The organism is Martinezella rhizogenes (genome assembly GCF_000799715.1).
Lineage (GTDB): Bacteria > Pseudomonadota > Alphaproteobacteria > Rhizobiales > Rhizobiaceae > Rhizobium > Rhizobium rhizogenes_C.
Genome location: NZ_JUHG01000002.1, coordinates 133,119 through 153,240, shown reverse-complemented (window position 1 = coordinate 153,240; position 20,122 = coordinate 133,119). Strand labels below are relative to the sequence as shown.

19 protein-coding genes are annotated in these 20,122 nt (G+C 60.8%); 10 read left to right on the top strand and 9 right to left on the bottom strand.

Features of this window, described 5'->3' with window-relative positions; translation table 11 throughout:
* Positions 1 to 66: 66 nt before the first annotated feature.
* Entirely contained in the window at positions 67 to 1,836 is a 1,770-nt protein-coding gene (locus EX00_RS01950; protein ID WP_047453597.1) for a glucan ABC transporter ATP-binding protein/ permease, read from the bottom strand.
* A gap of 14 nt (positions 1,837 to 1,850) precedes the next feature.
* Between EX00_RS01950 and EX00_RS01945 the strand changes: the two genes are divergently transcribed.
* The 4 genes from EX00_RS01945 (at position 1,851) to aidB (ending at position 7,444) form a co-directional block, all read left to right on the top strand.
* Positions 1,851 to 2,210 (top strand): hypothetical protein, encoded by a 360-nt coding sequence (locus tag EX00_RS01945; protein ID WP_155294001.1) that lies wholly within the window; start codon positions 1,851 to 1,853, stop codon positions 2,208 to 2,210.
* Complete coding sequence (locus tag EX00_RS01940; RefSeq protein WP_047453594.1) at positions 2,207 to 2,947, top strand: helix-turn-helix transcriptional regulator; 741 nt, start codon at positions 2,207 to 2,209, stop codon at positions 2,945 to 2,947. Before EX00_RS01945 ends, EX00_RS01940 begins: the two co-directional genes overlap by 4 nt.
* A 114-nt stretch (positions 2,948 to 3,061) precedes the next feature.
* Positions 3,062 to 6,523 (top strand): pyruvate carboxylase, encoded by a 3,462-nt coding sequence (pyc, locus tag EX00_RS01935; RefSeq protein WP_047453592.1) that lies wholly within the window; start codon positions 3,062 to 3,064, stop codon positions 6,521 to 6,523.
* An 81-nt stretch (positions 6,524 to 6,604) separates the two neighbouring features.
* Positions 6,605 to 7,444: an AidB family quorum-quenching N-acyl homoserine lactonase gene (gene aidB, locus EX00_RS01930; protein WP_047453590.1), complete on the top strand. Its 840-nt coding sequence runs from the start codon at positions 6,605 to 6,607 to the stop codon at positions 7,442 to 7,444.
* 30 nt (positions 7,445 to 7,474) lie between these two features.
* On the opposite strand, the gene EX00_RS01925 is transcribed toward aidB, so the two are convergent.
* From EX00_RS01925 to EX00_RS01900, 6 genes are all read right to left on the bottom strand, one after another.
* Positions 7,475 to 8,236 (bottom strand): amino acid ABC transporter ATP-binding protein, encoded by a 762-nt coding sequence (locus EX00_RS01925; protein ID WP_047453588.1) that lies wholly within the window; start codon positions 8,234 to 8,236, stop codon positions 7,475 to 7,477.
* Positions 8,233 to 8,913: an amino acid ABC transporter permease gene (locus EX00_RS01920; RefSeq protein WP_047453586.1), complete on the bottom strand. Its 681-nt coding sequence runs from the start codon at positions 8,911 to 8,913 to the stop codon at positions 8,233 to 8,235. The genes EX00_RS01925 and EX00_RS01920 overlap by 4 nt, the downstream gene beginning before the upstream one ends.
* An 88-nt stretch (positions 8,914 to 9,001) precedes the next feature.
* On the bottom strand, positions 9,002 to 9,775 hold the full coding sequence (locus EX00_RS01915; protein WP_047453584.1) for an amino acid ABC transporter substrate-binding protein: 774 nt from the start codon (positions 9,773 to 9,775) through the stop codon (positions 9,002 to 9,004).
* A gap of 240 nt (positions 9,776 to 10,015) precedes the next feature.
* Positions 10,016 to 10,639 (bottom strand): ATP-dependent Clp protease proteolytic subunit, encoded by a 624-nt coding sequence (locus EX00_RS01910; protein WP_047453582.1) that lies wholly within the window; start codon positions 10,637 to 10,639, stop codon positions 10,016 to 10,018.
* Positions 10,640 to 10,683: 44 nt separating this feature from the next.
* Positions 10,684 to 11,043 (bottom strand): SRPBCC family protein, encoded by a 360-nt coding sequence (locus tag EX00_RS01905; RefSeq protein ID WP_047453580.1) that lies wholly within the window; start codon positions 11,041 to 11,043, stop codon positions 10,684 to 10,686.
* Positions 11,040 to 11,354: an ArsR/SmtB family transcription factor gene (locus EX00_RS01900; protein ID WP_047453577.1), complete on the bottom strand. Its 315-nt coding sequence runs from the start codon at positions 11,352 to 11,354 to the stop codon at positions 11,040 to 11,042. The genes EX00_RS01905 and EX00_RS01900 overlap by 4 nt, the downstream gene beginning before the upstream one ends.
* Before the next feature lie 120 nt (positions 11,355 to 11,474).
* Here EX00_RS01900 and EX00_RS01895 point away from each other — a divergent pair, with 120 nt between their 5' ends.
* Together EX00_RS01895 and EX00_RS01890 are read left to right on the top strand one after the other, a co-directional pair.
* Positions 11,475 to 11,861: a cupin domain-containing protein gene (locus EX00_RS01895; protein WP_047453575.1), complete on the top strand. Its 387-nt coding sequence runs from the start codon at positions 11,475 to 11,477 to the stop codon at positions 11,859 to 11,861.
* Between the two features lie 137 nt (positions 11,862 to 11,998).
* On the top strand, positions 11,999 to 12,937 hold the full coding sequence (locus tag EX00_RS01890; protein WP_047453713.1) for a LysR family transcriptional regulator: 939 nt from the start codon (positions 11,999 to 12,001) through the stop codon (positions 12,935 to 12,937).
* On the opposite strand, the gene EX00_RS01885 is transcribed toward EX00_RS01890, so the two are convergent.
* Complete coding sequence (locus EX00_RS01885; protein ID WP_047453573.1) at positions 12,888 to 13,622, bottom strand: SDR family oxidoreductase; 735 nt, start codon at positions 13,620 to 13,622, stop codon at positions 12,888 to 12,890. The genes EX00_RS01890 and EX00_RS01885 overlap by 50 nt on opposite strands.
* Before the next feature lie 644 nt (positions 13,623 to 14,266).
* Between EX00_RS01885 and EX00_RS01880 the strand changes: the two genes are divergently transcribed.
* Both EX00_RS01880 and EX00_RS01875 read left to right on the top strand, forming a co-directional pair.
* A complete protein-coding gene (locus EX00_RS01880; protein WP_047453572.1) occupies positions 14,267 to 15,247 on the top strand; it encodes an SGNH/GDSL hydrolase family protein in 981 nt (326 codons plus the stop codon).
* Positions 15,240 to 16,313, top strand: coding sequence for an acyltransferase family protein (locus EX00_RS01875; RefSeq protein ID WP_047453569.1), 1,074 nt, complete (start codon positions 15,240 to 15,242; stop codon positions 16,311 to 16,313). Before EX00_RS01880 ends, EX00_RS01875 begins: the two co-directional genes overlap by 8 nt.
* Before the next feature lie 84 nt (positions 16,314 to 16,397).
* Here the strand turns inward: EX00_RS01875 and EX00_RS01870 are convergent, their stop codons facing one another.
* Positions 16,398 to 17,270, bottom strand: a complete 873-nt coding sequence (locus EX00_RS01870) for a DMT family transporter (protein WP_047453567.1) — start codon at positions 17,268 to 17,270, stop codon at positions 16,398 to 16,400.
* Between the two features lie 255 nt (positions 17,271 to 17,525).
* On the opposite strand from EX00_RS01870, the gene EX00_RS01865 reads away from it, so the two are divergent.
* Together EX00_RS01865 and ispG are read left to right on the top strand one after the other, a co-directional pair.
* Entirely contained in the window at positions 17,526 to 18,725 is a 1,200-nt protein-coding gene (locus EX00_RS01865) for an MFS transporter (protein WP_047453565.1), read from the top strand.
* A 126-nt stretch (positions 18,726 to 18,851) separates the two neighbouring features.
* Entirely contained in the window at positions 18,852 to 20,105 is a 1,254-nt protein-coding gene (gene ispG / locus EX00_RS01860) for a flavodoxin-dependent (E)-4-hydroxy-3-methylbut-2-enyl-diphosphate synthase (RefSeq protein ID WP_047453563.1), read from the top strand.
* The last annotated feature ends 17 nt before the right edge of the window (positions 20,106 to 20,122 follow it).

Here is a 20,122-nt window from a genome sequence, read left to right as displayed (position 1 = left end):
CGCGCGCAAAAAAAACCGGGGGAGCATTGCTCCCCCGGCTTCGACTTTTGGGCCCCATTCGAATGATCAGGCGGCTTCGTGTTCCGTGGTATGGGCCTTGCGGACTTCCTCGTCCGTCAGGATACCGCTGGCGCGCAGCAGGGCGGCGAAGCGGCCGTTGCTCTGGCTGAGCGCGCTGAAGCTGCCGTTCTCGATAACGCGTCCGTTCTCAAGGAAGAGGACGATATCAGCTTCGCGTACCGTCGACAGACGGTGGGCGATGATGAAGGTCGTGCGGTTCTGCCTGAGATTGTCGATCGCCGCCTTGACGCGGTTCTCGGTCTCCACGTCGAGCGCGCTGGTCGCTTCGTCAAGCACGAGGATCGGCGCGTCCTTGAGGATGGCGCGGGCAATCGCAATACGCTGGCGTTCACCACCGGAGAGCTTGTTGCCGCGCTCGCCGACGCGGGTCTCATAGCCGCTTTCGCGCGTCTCGATGAAGTCGTTGGCGGCAGCCGCTTCGGCAGCGCGCATCATCTCTTCCTCGGTCGCACCCTCGCGGCCGAGACGGATGTTGTCGCTGATCGAGCGGTTCAGCAGACCTGCGTCCTGGAAGACCGTGGCGATGTAGCGGCGCAGCGACTTGCGCGTCACCTTGGTGATGTCGTGACCGTCGACAAGGATCTGGCCGCCCTGCGGATCGAAGACACGTTGCAGCAGGTTGACCAGCGTCGTCTTGCCGGCGCCGGTCGGGCCGACGATGGCGACGGTCTGGCCGGCCTTCACCGTGAAGTTGATGTTGTGCAGGCCCTGTGCGCTGTTGCCGAAGCCGAAGGAAACATCGCGGAACTCAACCTCGCCCTTGACGTCCTTAATCTCGGCAAGGCCAGCCGGTTCCTCGCGGTCGCGGACGGAATCTTCCAGTTCATAGAAGTCCACCAGCTTGGCGCGGGCTTCGAAAATCTGGTTGGCGAAGTTGCGCAGCAGCTCCAGGCGGCCGATCAGCACGTTGGCAAAGGCGATGAAGGTGATCAGCGCGCCGATGCTGAGGCTGCCGCCCTGGACGAGTACCGTGCCGATCATCAGGATCGCCATCATCGCGATGGTCGAGGCCGTGCGGTTCAGCGCGCCGGCGAGCGCCCACCAGTCGAGGACCGGATACTGGGCGGCAAGCAGGTGTTCGGTAAAGGACTTCAGCGCCTTGGTTTCAGCCTCGATGCGATTGTAGCTATGCAGCACCGAGACGTTGCTGATCGAGTCGCTGACATGCGAGAAGACGGTATTGTAGTGGCTCTCGACCGAAGTCTGGCCGTCCTTGGTGCGGCTCATGACCAGGCTGCCGACGATCCAGTAGAAGATGCCGAGCAGAACGAGAACCGCGGACAGGCGCAGGTCCATGGCCACGGCGGTCGGGACCATCACGATAAGTGCCACGGCCGTCGTCAGGTGGTTGCGCATGAATTCGAGCCACAGGCCGAACAGGGCTTCGCAAGCGCGCAGCAGCGTGTTCAGCGCGCTGGCCGTGCCGCGCTGGCTATGCCAGGACAAAGGCATGGAAATGATGCGGCTGAAGGCTTCCGTCAGCAGCGATGCGCGACGGCCATGGGCGAGACGGTCCGCCTCGCGGGAAACGATGATGAAGGCCACCGCGCTGAAGACGGCGAAACCGGCCCACAGCATCATGGTCGGCGTCACCGGCTCTTTCTTGCCGATGGCGTCGAAGATGCGGCCGAACAGAACCGGCTCATAGATGGTGGTCATGGCCAACGCGATGTTTGCGACGACGACCATCCAAACGCGGTAACGATACGCGCCAAGATACTTCAGGGCTCTTGCATAGACTTTGAAAAGAGACACGTCTGGCAACCTCTGTGCATCAGCAATTTCGGAATGTTGGCGACACTACAGATTGCTACCTGAACCGGCGATTAACGGAATCCGGCGCTGTTTTTTCAGAGGAAATTTCATGGGTTATGCGCCAAACCGCCAAGGCGGGCTGTTGGCCGCTTGAGAAATATGAGGATTTAGGAATACTTGCCTTCATTAGCATTGTCGTGGGGCGAGGTGATTGCTATTCGAAGTTGAATACTGAATTTCTCGCCAAAGACGTTCAATTTTATCTCGACCCGAGTATGTTTGCCCGCCATTCGCCGCGCCGCATGGCCGAGTGGATATCGAATGGGGCGCTCGCCGATGAAGAACCAGGCTTTCAAGCCAGGGGGTATGTGTGAATATTCATTCGTTAATACAATTGCTTGTGGTCATTGAAGAATGCAAGCAGGCCAAGAATGTCGTGGCGGAGCTGGAGCTGGTGCTGCGCTCCTACAAGTTCGATTTCTATGGCCTGCTGAGGCAGCCGCGGCCGGCTGTCGACCTTGTCAGCGTTATGCTTGCCGGTCGCTGGCCGGACAAGTGGCCGCTGACCTATGTCGCGCGGAAATATGTGCTTGTCGATCCGACCATCCGCTATCTCGGCCAGGCGCAGCGGCCATTCCGCTGGCGCGATGCGATGGCGGCCTTGAAGGGCGATCCGCTTCGCCGCCGCATGGAGCAGATGATGGCCGATGCCCGCGCCAACGGGCTTGTCGACGGCTATATCTTTCCCATTCACGGGCGCAACGGCCTGCTGGGCACGATGACGGTCGGCGGCAATGCGGTCGATCTGTCGCCCTCGGAACTTTCGTTGTTCGATGCCGTGGCCAAAAAGACGTTCTGGCGGCTTCTGGAGCTGCGCGACGAGGCGCGGCCGCTGGAGGAAACTCCCACGACCGACGCCAAGCTGACCAGACGCGAGATGGAGGTGCTGAACTATCTGTCGGAAGGCATGACCTCGATGGAGATCAGCCGCACGCTGAAGATCTCAAACCATACTGTCGATTGGTATATGAACAGCATCCAGGACAAGTTGAACGCCCGGAACCGCCAGCATATCGTCGCAATCGCCTTCAGAAATGGACTTGTTCCCTAGCCGCAACTATTTTGGTTTCTGACGCTACGGGAAATTGAACTTCTCGTGACAAGAAGTTAAGAATTCTCTTCGCGGGTGCAGCATTGCCCGTTTCGATGCCGTGAGGAGACAGCATTGCCCATATCCAAGATCCTGGTTGCCAACCGTTCCGAGATTGCGATCCGCGTGTTTCGCGCCGCCAATGAGCTCGGGATTAAAACCGTCGCCATCTGGGCCGAGGAAGACAAACTGGCATTGCACCGCTTCAAGGCGGACGAGAGTTATCAGGTCGGCCGCGGCCCGCATCTGGCGCGTGATCTCGGTCCGATCGAGAGTTATCTGTCGATCGACGAGATCATCCGCGTCGCCAAGCTGTCCGGCGCCGATGCCATCCATCCCGGCTACGGCCTGCTGTCGGAAAGCCCCGAGTTCGTCGACGCCTGCGATGCCGCCGGCATCATCTTCATCGGCCCGCGCGCCGATACGATGCGCCAGCTCGGCAACAAGGTGGCGGCCCGCAACCTGGCGATCTCGGTCGGCGTGCCGGTGGTGCCGGCAACCGAGCCGCTGCCCGACGATATGAAGATCGTGGCGAAGATGGCCGAGGAGATCGGTTATCCGGTAATGCTGAAAGCCTCCTGGGGCGGCGGCGGTCGCGGCATGCGCGCCATCCGTGACCCCAAGGATCTGGCCAAGGAAGTGACGGAAGCCAAGCGCGAGGCGATGGCCGCCTTCGGCAAGGACGAAGTCTATCTGGAAAAGCTGGTGGAGCGTGCCCGCCACGTCGAGAGCCAGGTTCTCGGCGACACGCATGGCAATGTCGTGCATCTGTTCGAGCGCGACTGTTCGGTCCAGCGCCGTAACCAGAAGGTCGTCGAGCGTGCCCCCGCGCCCTACCTCAACGACGCGCAGCGCCAGGAGCTGGCCGCCTATTCGCTGAAGATCGCCGGCGCGACCGGCTATGTCGGCGCCGGCACCGTCGAATATCTGATGGATGCCGATACCGGCAAATTCTACTTCATCGAAGTCAATCCGCGCATCCAGGTCGAGCATACCGTCACCGAAGTCGTCACCGGCATCGACATCGTCAAGGCGCAGATCCATATCCTCGACGGCTTTGCCATAGGCACGCCGGGCTCGGGCGTGCCGAAGCAGGCGGACATCCGCCTCAACGGCCATGCGCTGCAGTGCCGCGTGACGACCGAGGATCCGGAACACAACTTCATTCCTGACTATGGCCGCATCACCGCCTATCGCTCGGCCGCCGGCTTCGGCATCCGTCTCGATGGCGGCACGGCCTATTCCGGCGCGATCATCACCCGTTTCTACGATCCGCTGCTGGTCAAGGTGACCGCCTGGGCGTCGACGCCGGACGAGACGATCGCCCGCATGGACCGGGCGCTGCGCGAATTCCGTATTCGCGGCGTGGCGACGAACCTCACCTTCCTCGAAGCGATCATCACCCACCCGAAGTTCCGCGACAACAGCTATACGACGCGCTTCATCGACACGACGCCGGAACTGTTCCAGCAGGTCAAGCGCCAGGACCGCGCCACCAAGCTGCTCACCTATCTGGCCGACGTCACGGTCAACGGCCATCCGGAAGCCCGTGGCCGGCCTGCGCCGTCGCCAAAGGCCGCCGAGCCCATTCTGCCCTATATCGATGGCAAGGTGCCCGATGGCAGCAAGCAGCGGCTCGATAAGCTCGGCCCGCAGAAATTCGCCGAATGGATGCGCAACGAAAAGCGCGTGCTTTTGACCGACACGACGATGCGCGACGGCCATCAGTCGCTGCTCGCCACCCGCATGCGCACCTTCGACATCGCGCAAGTGGCCGGCACCTATGCCCGGGCGCTACCGCAACTGCTGTCGCTCGAATGCTGGGGCGGCGCGACGTTCGACGTCTCCATGCGCTTCCTCACCGAAGATCCGTGGGAGCGCCTGTCGCTGATCCGCGAGGGTGCGCCGAACCTGCTCCTGCAGATGCTGTTGCGCGGCGCCAACGGCGTCGGCTACACCAACTATCCCGACAATGTCGTGAAATACTTCGTCCGCCAGGCGGCCAAGGGCGGCATCGATCTCTTCCGCGTCTTCGACTGCCTGAACTGGGTCGAGAACATGCGCGTGTCGATGGATGCCATCATCGAGGAGAACAAGCTCTGCGAGGCGGCGATCTGCTATACTGGCGACATCCTCAATTCCGCTCGCCCGAAGTATGATCTGAAGTACTATACCGATCTTGCCGTCGAGCTGGAAAAGGCCGGTGCCCATATCATTGCGCTGAAGGATATGGCGGGTCTTCTGAAACCGGCCGCCGCCAAGGTACTGTTCAAGGCACTGCGCGAGGCGACCAGCCTGCCGATCCACTTCCACACGCATGATACCTCGGGCATAGCCGCCGCCACGGTGCTGGCCGCCGTCGATGCCGGCGTCGATGCGGTCGATGCGGCAATGGATGCGCTTTCCGGCAATACCTCGCAGCCCTGCCTCGGCTCGATCGTCGAGGCCTTGAAGGGCACGGAGCGTGATCCGGGGCTCGATCCCGAATGGATCCGCCGCGTCTCCTTCTACTGGGAAGCGGTGCGCCATCAGTATGCGGCCTTCGAGAGCGATCTCAAGGGACCGGCCTCGGAAGTCTACCTGCACGAAATGCCGGGCGGCCAGTTCACCAATCTCAAGGAACAGGCGCGCTCGCTCGGTCTCGAGACCCGCTGGCATCAGGTGGCGCAGGCCTATGCCGACGCCAACCAGATGTTCGGCGATATCGTCAAGGTAACGCCGTCGTCCAAGGTGGTCGGCGACATGGCGCTGATGATGGTCTCACAGGACCTGACAGTTGCCGACGTCGTCAATCCCGACCGCGAAGTCTCCTTCCCGGAATCGGTGGTCTCGATGCTGAAGGGCGATCTCGGCCAGCCGCCGGGCGGATGGCCGGAAGCCTTGCAGAAGAAGGCTCTCAAGGGCGATGCGCCCTATACCGTGCGCCCAGGCTCGCTGCTGGCCGAAGCTGATCTCGATGCGGAGCGCAAGGTCATCGAGACCAAGCTCGAGCGCAAGGTCGACGATTTCGAGTTTGCCTCCTACCTGATGTACCCGAAGGTCTTTACCGACTATGCGCTGGCCGCCGATACCTATGGCCCGGTCTCGGTGCTGCCGACGCCCGCCTACTTCTACGGATTGAAGGAAGGCGGCGAACTCTTTGCTGAGATCGAGAAGGGCAAGACGCTGGTGGTCGTCAACCAGGCGATGACGGCGACCGACGAGAAGGGCATGGTGACGGTGTTCTTCGAGCTCAATGGCCAGCCACGCCGCATCAAGGTGCCGGATCGCGCCCACGGTGCTGCGGGCAGTGCCGCCCGTCGCAAGGCGGAACCCGGCAATGCCGCCCATGTCGGCGCGCCGATGCCGGGCGTCATCTCCCGTGTCTTTGTCACCCCCGGCCAGGCGATCAAGGCCGGCGACGTGCTCGTCTCCATCGAAGCGATGAAGATGGAGACGGCGCTGCATGCGGAGAAGGACGGCACCATCACCGAAGTCCTCGTCCTTGCCGGCGACCAGATCGACGCCAAGGATCTGCTCGTCGTCTACGGGGCTTAGGGTCCGTCACGAGACAAAGGAAGTGGCCGGCTCCTGGGCCGGCCCTTTCCTGAACGTGGCCTTCAAGGCGAGATCGCATCCATGACCGACAGTCTCCGGCGTTTCGGGCAGTATGACGTTATCCTTTTACGCGATGGCGTCTTCGAAGCGCCGGCGGACGTGTTGATCCATGCGGATGGCGGCGTTGCACGGCAGCGCGCGATCGAGGCGTTGGGCAAGCCGACGCTTCAGGTGGATGTAAACTGTTTCGCCCTGCGCGGCGCCGACGGCATCATTCTCGTGGACGCCGGTACCGGGACCGCTTGGGGACCCAAATACGGCCATGCGCGTTCGGCGTTGCATGAGGCCGGCATCACGCCGGACCAGATCCGGCTGATATTGCTGACCCATATCCATGGGGACCATGCGCTCGGTCTGTTCGACGGAGATGCACCGTATTTCGCCAATGCCGAAGTATTCGTGCCGGCCAGGGATTTTGCCTTTTTCACCGATCCGGTCGCTCGAGAGGCGACACCGGAGGCGCGCCGCGGCGGCTTCAAGATAGCTGAGCAGCTTGTCCGCATCTATGGGTCTCGAGTCCGGCAGATTCCGGATGGCCCTGTGTTGGCCGGTATAGAGGCCCGCCTTCTGCCGGGTCACACCCCCGGCCACACCGGCTATCTGGTGCGCGGCGGCGATCGGATCGACGCTGAGAACAAGGATCTCCTGATCTGGGGCGACACCTTGCATTTGGAAGATCTTCAGCCCGGCGATCCGAAGATCGGCCTGGTTTTCGACCTCGACCCCGAGATGGCGGTGCGAACTCGTCAGGCGACATTGGAAGATGCCGCCCGCGAAGGCTGGATTATCGCCGGTGGTCATATCACCGGCTTTGGCCGCGTAGAACGGGCCTCCGAGGGCTACCGGATCGTGCCGGTGTGAATCTGGGATCTCCGGGAAGACGCCCCGATCTCATATATCGTAACTATGCCCCGCATTCAGCGTCGAGATGAACTGCTTCGTCCGTTCCTGCTGAGGTGCGCCGAAGATGGTGCGGGAGGGGCCGGTTTCGACGATGTTGCCGGCTTCGAGGAAGACGACATTCGTGGCGATCTTCGAGGCGAGGCGCAGGTCGTGCGTCGCCATCACCATGGTCGTGCCCTCGTTGGCGAGCCGGCCGAGGACATCGACGACTTCGGCGGCCAGTTCCGGATCGAGCGCCGAGGTCGGCTCGTCGCAGAGGAGAACGCGGGGCGAGGGGGCAAGGGCGCGGGCGATCGCCACGCGCTGCTGCTGCCCGCCGGAGAGCGTCGATGGCCAGGCATCGATCTTGTGCGCCATGCCGACCTTGGTCAGAAGCTCGACGGCGCGGGCGCGCGCCTTGTCGGCCGGCCAGCGCAGCACCGTCGTCAGGCCCTCCATGACGTTTTCGATGGCGGTCCTGTGCGGAAAGAGCTGGAAATTCTGGAAGACCATGCCGGTCTGGCGGCGGATCTTCTGGATATCCTGCCAGGCAGTTTTCTTGCCCGGCTGGAAGGTGGTGCTCACGTCGCCGATGCGGATCGTGCCGGCCGTCGGGATTTCCAGGAGGTTTATGCAGCGCAAAAGCGTGCTCTTGCCGCCGCCGGAAGGGCCGACCAGCGCCGTCACCGTACCTTCCGGAATGGTCAGGCTGATATCCTTCAGGATGACACTGTCGCCGAAGCGTTTTTCGATATGTGACAGCTCGATCATGTCCGCGCCTCCAGCGTGCCGCCGGAGCGGGCGAAACGGCGTTCGAGGTAGCCCTGCAGCGTCGAGAGGAAGGTGCTGAGCACGAGATAGATGATGGCGGCCTCGATATAGAGGATCAGCGGCTCATAGGTGGTCGCGACGATGCGCTGTGCGGCCTGGAACAGTTCCGGCACGGTGATCGCGGCGGCCAGCGAGGTGTCCTTGACCAGCGAGATGAAGGTGTTCGACAGCGGCGGCACGGCGACGCGGGCCGCCTGCGGCAGGATGGTGCGGCTCATCGCCTGGCGCCAGTTCATGCCGATGGAATAGGCCGCTTCCCACTGGCCCTTCGGCACGGAGGAGATGACGGCGCGGATGATCTCGGATGAGTAGGCGCCGACATTCAGCGTGAAGCCGATGACGGCGGCCGGAAAGGCGTCGAGCAGGATGCCCATGCTCGGCAGGCCGTAGAAGATGACGAACAGCTGCACCAGCAGCGGCGTGCCGCGGATCACCCAGACATAGAAGCGCGCGACGGCGACAAGCGGTTTTGGGCCGAACAGCCGGGTGACGGCGGTGACGAGGCCGAGCGCTAAGCCGAGAACGAAGGTGATCAGGGTGAGCGGGATGGTGAAGATGAGCCCCGCCCAAAGCAGCGTGCCCAGCGACTCCCACATCAATTGCAACCAGTGCTCCACGGAGAAGCGACCTTTCCATAATAAAATGCGTCCGGGGATGGCCCCGGACGCATCTTTTTCACAATTTGGCGTTTCTGCCTATTCCCACTTACTTCGAAACGTCCTGGCCGAAGTATTTGTCGGAGATCTTGGCGTAGGTACCGTCAGCCTTGATGTCGGCCAGCGCCTTGTTGATGGCGGCCTGCAGTTCCGGCTCGCCCTTGCGGATGATGGCGGCGGAAAAATCGGCATTGGCCTGCTGGGCGACGATCTTCACCGGCGCGTCGGGCTTGTGCTTCTTGAAATCGAGGAAGGACAGGCTGTCGTTGATCGTGGCGTCGGCGCGGCCGGTGAGCACAAGCTGGATCGACTGATCGAAACCATCGGTGCCGACGAGTTCGGCGCCGGACGCCTGAGCGAGCTTGCCGAAATTGCTGGTCAGCGACTGCGCGGACTTCTTGCCCTTGAGGTCAGGGAAATCCTTGATGTCGGTGTTGCTGTCCTTGACGATCAGCACGGCTTTGGAGGCGATGTAGGGGTCGGAGAAGTCATACTTCTGCTTGCGGGCATCGGTGACGCCGACTTCGTTGATGACGGCGTCGTAGCGCTTTGCGTCGAGGCCGGCGATCAGGCCGTCCCACTTGCCTTCCAGAAACTCGGCCTTGACGCCGAGCTTGGATGCGATGGCTTCGGCGATCTCGACATCGAAGCCGACGAGCTTGCCGCTCGCGTCATGAAAGGTGAAGGGCGCATAGGTGCCTTCCGTGCCAACCTTCAGTACGCCGGCGTCCTGGATCGCCTTGAGGTTATCGCCGGCATGGGCGGGCAAAAGGAAAGCGGCCTGCACAAGGGCAGCAGCGGCTACGGTCTTCAACCAGTTCATCGTTTTCTTCCGTTTCTGGAACGTGTTGCAATCAATGTTGCATACATCGCAGAAAAATCGGAGCGGGGAAGCGTAGAAAACTGCGAAAGAAATCGGCAATTGCGAATATTTTTCTCAAGAGTCGGTGGATTCGACAGCTTTGCCGAGCATACCGCAACTATGTGCCGACAGTACGCGCATAGTTCAGCGGCTGCAGCACTCCCTATTCTGCGGCATTGCCGGTTGGTGCCCTGATCGCACTCAGCTCTCTGGGACTACAAGCGAATCTTCCTCGCGAACCCGGAGGATGCGGTCGATAAGGCCCCATTCGAGAGCTTCTTCCGCAGTCATGAAACGATCGCGGTCCATCGCGCGCTCGAACTCCTCGTAGGTGCGTCCGCAATGTTCAGCGTAGAGCCGCGTCATGCGGTGCTTGGTTCGCTCCATTTCCGCGGCATGGATGAGCATGTCGGACGCTTGTCCTTGGAAGCCACCCAATGGCTGATGGATGTGGATGCTGGAGTTGGGCAGTGCGGATCGCTCGCCGGCTTGGCCCGCCATCAAGAGGAACGATCCCATCGAACGGGCCGTCCCCATGCAGAGTGTGTGCACCGGCGCGCGGATGTAGTGCATCGTGTCATACATGGCGAGGCCGCTGGTCACGACGCCGCCCGGCGAATTGATGTAGAGACTGATCGGTTTCCTGGGGTTTTCCGCCTCAAGAAACAGCAATTGTGCGCAGACCAGAGCTGAAACGGTATCGTTTACCTCGCCGTTGAGGAAGATGATTCGCTCCCGCAGCAGGCGGGAATAGATGTCGAACGATCGCTCCCCTCTGCTGGATTGCTCTATGACCATAGGGACGAGTTGCATCGCTTCGCGCATCGGCGAACTCCAATCTTCCAGGATTTGTGCGGGACTCGCGGCCGTCAGGCAGCGAGCATGAGAGGCGGACTGTTGTTGTTTTCGGCGGCCCTCGTCATCCGGTCGAACCTCATGTCAGTCAGTTCGTGGATGATCCGCAGGCTGGTTCCACCGGTCGCGTTCGGGGTAATCCTGAATGTCACAGTGCTTTCAAGGAATGGCGGTGCGTTGTCGCGCATCCTGTAGCAAACCTCCTCGCCGGGCGTGACAGAGGTCGCCTCGGGATCCGCCAGCGCTTCCTTCGGCAGCCAGCTTTCGCGAAACTCTGGAATGCTGATTGCGCGCCAGACCTTTTGCGGGGGCTCATTGAGCTCATACTCAAGCGCTATCCCGTTTTTCTGCTTGTCGGTCTTTCCGTCGTTCATTGATCCATATCCTTCAGCAAGACCTTGAGAGCGTCGATGCGCGCAGGCCAATAGGCACGATATTTCGCCAACCATTCCGCGATGAGAGCCAGCCCTTCCGGATCGACCTCATAGTTCACGAAACGCCCCTGTCGTTCTTCCTTGACAAGCCCGGCACTCCGAAGAACCGAGAGGTGCTGGGACATCGCCGGCTGGCTGATCTCCATGCCCTCGCGCAAGGCGCTGGCGTTCGTGCTGCCTGCCGCCAGCTTCTCAAAGATTGCCCGGCGGGTCGGATCAGCCAGAGCTCGGAATATGTCGTTCTCGATCATGACAACACATAAGCACGCACTTATGCGATTCGCAAGACCTTTCTCTCTTTGCACAAACGTTCAAGATCGATCCAAGGCCGCGGTTCATAACCTCCCTTCCTGTATTCGAAAGGGAAGACCATGACAGACATAAGCGCGGCATCGACCAGGCGGCCCATCAACTTCCAGGAGAAGCTTGGAAAGCTTCAGGGGTTTTGGCAGCCCCGTGTCATCGCCGAGATGAACGACTACCAGTTCAAGCTCGTCCGCATCGAGGGGGATTTCATCTGGCACGATCATCCGGAAACGGACGAGACTTTCATCGTTCTCGAGGGGCAGTTGCGGATCGATTTTCGCGACGGTGCCGTCCATGTCGGACCCGGCGAGATGTTCGTCGTTCCGAAGGGCGTGGAACACAAGCCGTTCGCGGAGAAGGAAGTCCGGATGATGCTGATCGAGCCGCGCGGCACCTTGAACACCGGCCATGAAGGCGGCGAGAGGACGGCTGAAAACGATCTCTGGATATAGATCACGTTCCGCCAAGGCCGGTCGCGAAGGCCGGGCTTGTTGACGGCGATATCGGCGATGTGGCAGCGTTCCCCCAAGTGGGCGCCGCCTCGTCATCTTGATGTTGCTGCTGGCCCGAACAAATGCGGCTCGTCCCGATGCATCCTCGCCTTCTCAAGACATTTCTCGCGGTCGCCCGGAGCAAAAGCTTCACCCGGGCGGGTGAGGAGGTTCATCTGGCGCAATCCAGCGTCAGCGACCAGATGCAGTCGCTGGAGGCCGAGCTGGGTGCTGCACTTTTCAACCGCTCGAAGCGGGGTCTGGAGCTGACGCAGGCGGGTGAGACGCTGGTCTCCTATGCCCAGGAGCTATTGGCGCTGGCGGACGAGGCGCGGGCGGCGGTGGCGGCAACCGCCGGGCACGAGGCCGGATCGGTCACCATCGGCGCGCTGGAGACGATTGCCGCCGTCAAGCTTCCGGCATGGCTATCTGCTTTCCAGACCGACCATCAGGGTATCAGTCTCCGGCTGAAGGTCGCTGGCAGCGGCGATCTCTTGCGCAAGCTCGAGGCCGGCGAGATCGAGGTCGCTTTCTGCTTCGATCAGGGTGGTCTGGACGAGCGTTTCGTCAGCCGCGTGATCGCGACCGAGCCGCTGATCCTTGCGACACCCCCCGCGGGGAAATTTCCGGTGGGAAAGCCGGATCTGGCCGGGCTTGCCTCGATGGATTTTTTGACGACCGAAGTCGGCTGCGCCTACAGGGCCATGTTCGACACGGCGTTTGCCGAGGCTGGCATAGTGGCGCCGAAGCCCGCCGCCGAGGTCGGCAGCATAAACGCGATCGCACGGCTTGTGGCAGCCGGGGCTGGCGTCGGGTTGGTGCCGCGCCTTGCTGTTGCCGAGGCACTCGATCGCGACGAGATCAGCGAATTGCCATGGCCGGGGCCGACGCAAACGGTCTCGCTTGTGATGATTTGGCGGCGCCGGCGGGTTCAGCCGCCAGCGCTGCGATCGTTGCTCGCGGCTGCGAGCAATCATTTCGCGCCGGCTAGATCAGCCGATGTCCGCCCTCGACATGCAATGTCGTCCCCGTCGTAAAGCCGTTGCCCATCAGATAGGTGATAGCGTCGGCGATATCCTCCGGCTGCCCGACGCGCCCGACCGGTAGCCGCTTTGCCATGGCGTCCAGCGTCTCGTCCTTCTTGTCGCCGGCAACGAATGTCCAGATGGGGGTGTCGACCCAGCCAGGCGAAACGGCATTGACGCGGATCGGCGCCAGCTCGACCGCAAGCGCACGCACCAGCCCCTCGAGCGCCGCATTGACGGCGGCGACCACCGACCCGCGCGCCGATGGGCGATAGGCCGCGATGCCGGAGGTGAAGGTGATGGAGCCGGTAGCGACAAGCTTTGGCGCGCCATATTTGGCAAGCAGCAGCGGCCCATAAAATTTGCTCTCTACGACCCGTTGCGCGGCTTTCAGATCCAGCGCCGGCAGCAATTCATAGGCGCCCTCGATATCGGCGGCGGTGCTGACGATATGATCGAGCCGGCCGATCCGGTCGAACAGGTCGGCGACCTGTGCTTCCTGCGTGATATCGACCGCCACTGTGGAGAGTGCCGGATTTTGCAACTCCGCGCTGGCGCGCCGGAGCCTGTCCTGGCTCCGCCCGACGATGATCACCTCCGCGCCGGCAGCGAGCGCGGATTTTGCCAGCGCTAAGCCCATCCCGGAACTGCCGCCGACGATGAGAATTCGTGAATTCGCGATATCTGCAAGTGCCATGTCTTTTGTCCCGAAGGTGAATGATTGCGGGCGAAGACTTGGCAGAGAGGTTCGGGGAGGGAAAACGGAGAAAAACGATGGTGTCATCGGGGATTCCGATGTTGCCCTCTAATCAGTTCATCGTTTTATTCTGTTTCTGGAACGTGTAGCAATCAATGTTGCATAAATCGCAGAAAAGTCGGAGCACGAAAACGTAGAAAACTGCGAAACAAATGGGCAATTGCGAATATTTTTCTCAATATGTTGCAATTGAGCGCTCTAAGAGCGCTTCTGTCTCTATTTACCGTCCATAATTACTGATCGACCTGGCATCAGCGGCATGGTAACAATTTTCAATATTGCCCTACTTCTCCAAATGTTGCTCCATTTCTCTCAATGTTGTTCTGTGCGTCATTTGATTGTTGTTTAGGTGTGGCATCGTTCACGTAGAGCGTGCGCGCTATTAATGTGTCCTGCCGGTTTGCCGGGAGACACCGGCGGCAATCGAAATGCGTTTCTATCAGCTAGTGAAGTGCAGGAATTGGTCTGACACAGTCCGAAGAGGTGACGAATTGCCCATCGTTGCGCGCTGGCGGCCCTGGCCGGTTACTAGTACTAGGCTTTTTGTCGCGGCTGCGTCTTTCCTTCTGGGTTTGTCTACCTTCATGCCGACCTTTGCGGCAGAAACGACTGAGCGGCCATCGAAATGGATCGGCCGGGTTGCTGCTGATGATGCGGCTTTTGGCTGGCCTGGCAGCGGTTTCGCGCTTCGTTTCGAAGGCAGATCACTCTCCGTCACGCTCGTCGATACCGGAAAAAACAGCCTGGAGATCGAAGTGGATGGTGTTCCCCAGCGCCTCGATCTGCTGGCGGGACAGCACCAATACCAGCTTGCCGACGGGTTGCAGCAAGGCGTCCATGAGGTTCGCGCGACGCGCCGCACCGAGGGATGGATTGGCGATACCACATTCGTTTCGGCTGAGACCGACGGTTCTTTTCTCCCGGCAGCGGCACCGACGGACGAGCTGGTGGCGATAGGAGATTCCATTACAGCCGGCTATGGCGTCGAGGGCGTCGGCCCTGGATGCAAATTCAGCCCTGATACGGAAAACCAATACTTGACATATGCCGCAGTGGCAGCGCGCAGTCTGGGGATGGAACTGACGACGCTCGCGGTTTCAGGAATCGGTCTTTCGCATGCCGGCAAAGGCACGAAAACCATGGCTGATGTGATCGATAACGTGACGCCGTTGAGACGTGGCGCACCCAGCGTCCCAAATGAACGCGTTTCCGCAGTGGTTATCAACCTGGGAACGAACGACTTCTCGGGCAACAAGAATCCCAGCGATTTTGTCGACGAATACGTCAGGCTCGTCGCCAGGCTGAGGCATCAGTTTCCGAAGGCGTATCTCTACGCCGCACTCGGTCCGATGATGTCCCAGAAGGATTTCGATGTAGCGGAGAAAGCAATTGAGCTCGCCGTCCAGACGAGCGCCGCGAAAGGCGAAAATCGTCTGCGGTATCTGAACTTGCGGGTCAAACCGACAGATTTCGGATGCGATTGGCATCCAAGCCGCAGCACCAATGCGGCAATGGCAATAGTGCTGGAACAGACAATCAAAGCGGATTGGGGCCGTCATGATTAACGAGCGCGTACTTTCAATTCGGCAATCAAACTCGAAGCATCTGGAATCTCTTCAATTACTTCGGTTCGCGGCGGCTTTCGCCGTGGTTCTCTTCCATTTCGGAAGCGGTCTTACGATACAGTATCATCTCGATCGCAACTATCTCGGCATGGGCGCAGCCGGCGTCGACGTTTTCTTCGTTCTCAGCGGATTTATCATCAGTTACTCCTCCGATCCGGCGCGCGGGGTTGCCTATTTCGCCCGCAAACGACTTTCCAGAATCGTTCCGCTCTACTGGCTGCTGACGCTCGCGATTATCTTGATTGCGCTTGTGAAGCCCAACCTGCTCAACTCGACGATCGTGAACGTGGAGACTGTGGCTAAATCTCTTCTGTTCATCCCTTATCAGAAAAACGGAGGCGCCATACAGCCGATTCTGTTTCTGGGGTGGACGCTCTGTTACGAGATGTTCTTCTACATGATTTACGGTGCCTGCCTGCTGTTTGGCACCAAGGCGACATGGTATGCCTGCGCAATCGTCCTATCCTTGGTGGCGTTAGGCATGATCTGGCCGCACGGGTCCGTCGAATGGCGTTTCTACACAAGCCCGATATTGATTGAGTTCGCTTTCGGCATGATGCTTCACAAAGCACACTCCGCGTCCAGCTCCTTCAGGAGCGGATCGAACACCGTCGCGGTTGCGCTGGTTATTCTGGCGTGTGGAGCCGATTTCCTCATCGTGACATTCGCCGGCCCCAGTCTTTTCGCCTCAAGCCTGTTTGCGGTCCTGCTGGTCTCGGGCTTCCTGCTCATGCGCCTACCAGGTGGAAAAGTATGGGCTATCCTGGTTCTCCTCGGAGACGCTTCCTACTCGCTTTACCTCATACATCCCTACACGTTGCAGCTTCCAATCAAATTGCTGGGCGAGCACTTTTCCATATCCTTTGTGACGGCAATATTAGCGCTGGTCACGCTCTGCACGATCGGGATCTCGGTGACGCTTCTGAAGTTTTTCGAGCGACCGATGCAGGCTTTCTTGATGAGGCGTTCGAAACCTATCGGGCAGCCTGTCGTTCAGGCCGAATAAAATCCCGGCAATCCGGCGGCGGTTGAAGCGTTTGTTTGCGACGCAGTCTTTGGCTTGTGCCTGCCGAAAGCACGCCGGCGCGGCTCAAGCCGCAGCTGTGCGCCGCCGTCGCCGTTCGCTGAAGATAATAATCAGCCCGGCGCTGAGGATCAGGATCGCGCCGATGAAGGTGTTGATCTTGGGAACGTCGCCCCAGATGAGGTAGCCGAGCCCAAAGGCCCAGACGAGCGAGGTATATTCGAACGGCGCCAGCACCGAGACCGGGGCCTGGCGCATGCCTTCGAATAGTGCCAGCTGGCCGATGCCGGCGAAGATGCCGGTGGTGCAGAGCAGGATGAGTTCGTAGCCCGTCGGCGTCTTCCAGTGCAGGATCGCCATCGTGCCGGTCATCAGGATCAGCATGATGTTGGAGACGGCCATCTGGATGTGGCTCTTTTCATGCAGCGCGGTCTTGCGCAGCAGCACCATGCCGGTCGCCCAGAGGACGGCTGCCTGCAGGGCCAGATAGACCGGCCAGGAGATCGACAGTCCCACCGGGTTTGAGGCGATCACCACGCCGCAGAAGCCGACGCCGACCGCCGTCCAGCGCGCCACGGTGACCTTTTCCCGAAGCACGATGGTCGCAAGGATCGTGCCGACGATCGGGGCGGCGTAGTAGAGCGTCGTGACCTCCGCGAGCTGGAGATATTTGGCGGCCGAATAATAGGAAATCCAGGCGATCAGCAGCAGCATGCTGCGTATGATCATCGGCTTGACCACCGGTGAGCGCGCCACCTTGCGCACCAGCGACGGCCCCTCGTAGACGAAGCAGCCGGCAAGGATGGCACAGCTTCGAAGGAACAGCACCTGCCAGACCGGTATGGTGACGACCAGCAGTTTCACCGCCGAATCATGGGCGGTAAACAGCATATAGCCGAACACCGTAAGCAGGATGCCGTAGCTGATGGGGTTTTTCACTGGGGTACCAAGGGGAAGGGCCGATGCGAAGCAGTCGAGGAATCTTTCAGGCCTCAAGCGATAGGAGCCTACCTTTTCGTCGTCAATAGACCATATGAGCAGGGCAGATCAGGTTGGAAATATTTATTCGTGGTTGTGGCTCCGTCGCCTCCGTTTTAACAGATGGTGATGAAACGTGACCGGTGCGCCTGTTTTCGGATATTGCGATTTCAATCGATTTAAATATCTTGGCGGCACCGATTTGGGAGATTTTTCATGAATGATATGATGCAGTCCGAGGGTTTGCAGGCGCGCAGAAGCGGATTCTTCACAAAACCGCGCGCGGCCATCTCGCTGCTGTTTCTGATGAACGGCTTCAGCGTTGGTTGCTGGGCACCGAAGATTCCGGAGTTTGCCGAGCGGCTGCAACTGAGCAAGTTCGAACTGGGCCTGATGATCCTGGTCTTCGGCGTCGGTTCGCTGGTGATGATGCCGGTTGCGGGCGCGCAGATCGCCGGGCGCGGCTCGAAGATCGTCGTCAAGGCCTTCGCCGTGCTGCTCGTGCCGATGCTGCTCGCCATGACCCTGGTCGAAAGTGTCTGGACCGCGGCCATTGCCATTTTCCTGTTCGGCGGTTTCATCGGTGCCATGGACGTGGCGATGAACGCCAATGCCGTGTCCGTGGAGAAATCCATGCGCCGGGCGATCATGTCGTCCTGCCACGCCTTCTGGAGTCTTGGCGGTCTCCTCGGTGCGGCAATCGGCGGTTTCCTGATCTCGCATCTGGGCTTCCTCGGCCATGCCGAGGTTGTCACCGTGCTTTCCATCCTCATCCTGGCCGTGGCATGGCCGATGATCCTCGGCGACCAGCCGCATCCGGACGAGGCCAAGCCCAAGGCGCGGTTGCCGATGGTTCCGCTGCCCTGGCTGCTCGGCCTCATGGCATTGTTCTCGATGATGCCGGAGGGCGCGGTGCTCGATTGGAGCGCGCTCTATCTCAGCCAGGAAAAGGCAGCCTCCGTGACGCTGTCGGGCTTTGGTTTCGCCGCTTTCTCGCTCACCATGGCGGCAATGCGCTTTGCCGGCGATTTCGTTCGCGACCAGTTGGGCGCGGTCAAGACGCTGCGCGTCTGCACGGTTTTCGCCATTGTCGGCATGGTGATCGCGGCGCTGGCGCCGAATGCGGAATTGGCCATTGTCGGCTTCGCGCTGTGCGGCATCGGTATTTCTAACATGGTGCCGATCGCCTTTTCCGCCGCCGGCAATATTCCGGGGCTGCAGCCGGGTATCGGCATCTCGGTCGTCACCACGCTCGGCTATTCCGGCATGCTGGTCGCCCCCTCGGCGATCGGTTTTGCCGCCGAGCATGTCGGCTTCTCGCCGGTGCTGCTGGCGCTGCCGGTGCTGCTGCTCGTCGTCCTGGCGCTGTCGTCTCTGGCGCGTTACGCCGACGGCATCGGCGAGAATTCGCATTAATTCGGCCGTCGTGACCTGTTATGGTCATGTTCCAGCCCGAGAAAGTGATATCCGGAGCGGTTGACAACGACCGCTCCGTGATCCACCTGAAAGGCAGCAATTCCCTAGGGCTAACGAGAGTTTTCCATGTCGTCCGCCAGTGATTTTGATCCGAAGCCGCGCCGTTCCTCCGTTGCCGTCGATGTCGGCGGCGTTATCGTCGGCGGCGGCGCGCCCGTGGTTGTGCAGTCCATGACCAATACCGATACCGCCGACATCGATTCGACGGTGGCGCAGGTGGCAGCTCTCTTCAAGGCCGGCTCGGAGCTGGTGCGCATCACCGTCGACCGCGACGAAAGTGCCGCCGCCGTGCCGAAGATCCGCGAACGGCTGCTGCGGCTTGGCATGGACGTGCCGTTGATCGGCGATTTCCACTATATCGGCCACAAGCTTTTGGCCGATCATCCGGCCTGCGCCGAGGCGCTGGCAAAGTACCGCATCAATCCCGGCAATGTCGGCTTCAAGGACAAGAAGGACAAGCAGTTCGCCGAGATCATCGAGATGGCGATCCGCTACGACAAGCCGGTTCGCATCGGCGTCAACTGGGGGTCGCTCGACCAGGATCTCTTGACGGCGCTGATGGACCAGAACTCCGCCGCTGGCTCGCCGCTCTCGGCCCGCCAGGTGACGCGCGAGACGATCGTACAATCGGCTCTGATCTCGGCGGATCTCGCCGAGGAAATCGGCCTTCCGCGCAACCGCATCATTCTCTCCGCCAAGGTCAGCCAGGTGCAGGACCTGATCGCCGTCTATTCCATGCTGTCTGAGCGCTCCAATCACGCGCTGCATCTCGGGCTCACCGAGGCCGGCATGGGCAGCAAGGGCATTGTCGCCTCGTCGGCGGCCATGGGCTATGTGTTGCAGCACGGCATCGGCGATACCGTCCGCGTCTCGCTGACGCCGGAGCCGAATGGCGACCGCACCCGCGAGGTGCAGGTGGCGCAGGAACTGCTGCAAGTGATGGGTTTCCGCCAGTTCGTGCCCGTCGTCGCGGCTTGTCCCGGCTGCGGCCGCACGACGTCCACGGTGTTCCAGGAACTGGCGCAGAACATCCAGAACGACCTGCGCAAGAACATGCCGGTCTGGCGCGACAAATATCCGGGTGTCGAAGCGCTCAACGTCGCCGTCATGGGCTGCATCGTCAACGGCCCCGGCGAGAGCAAGCATGCCGATATCGGCATCTCGCTGCCCGGCACCGGCGAATCGCCAGCCGCCCCCGTCTTCATCGACGGCCAGAAGGCGATGACGCTTCGTGGCCCGAATATCGCCTCGGACTTCGAGGCGCTGGTTGCCGATTATATCGAGAAGCGTTTCGGCCAGAAGAGCGTCGCGGCGGAGTGATCCGCCGCCAAATCTTG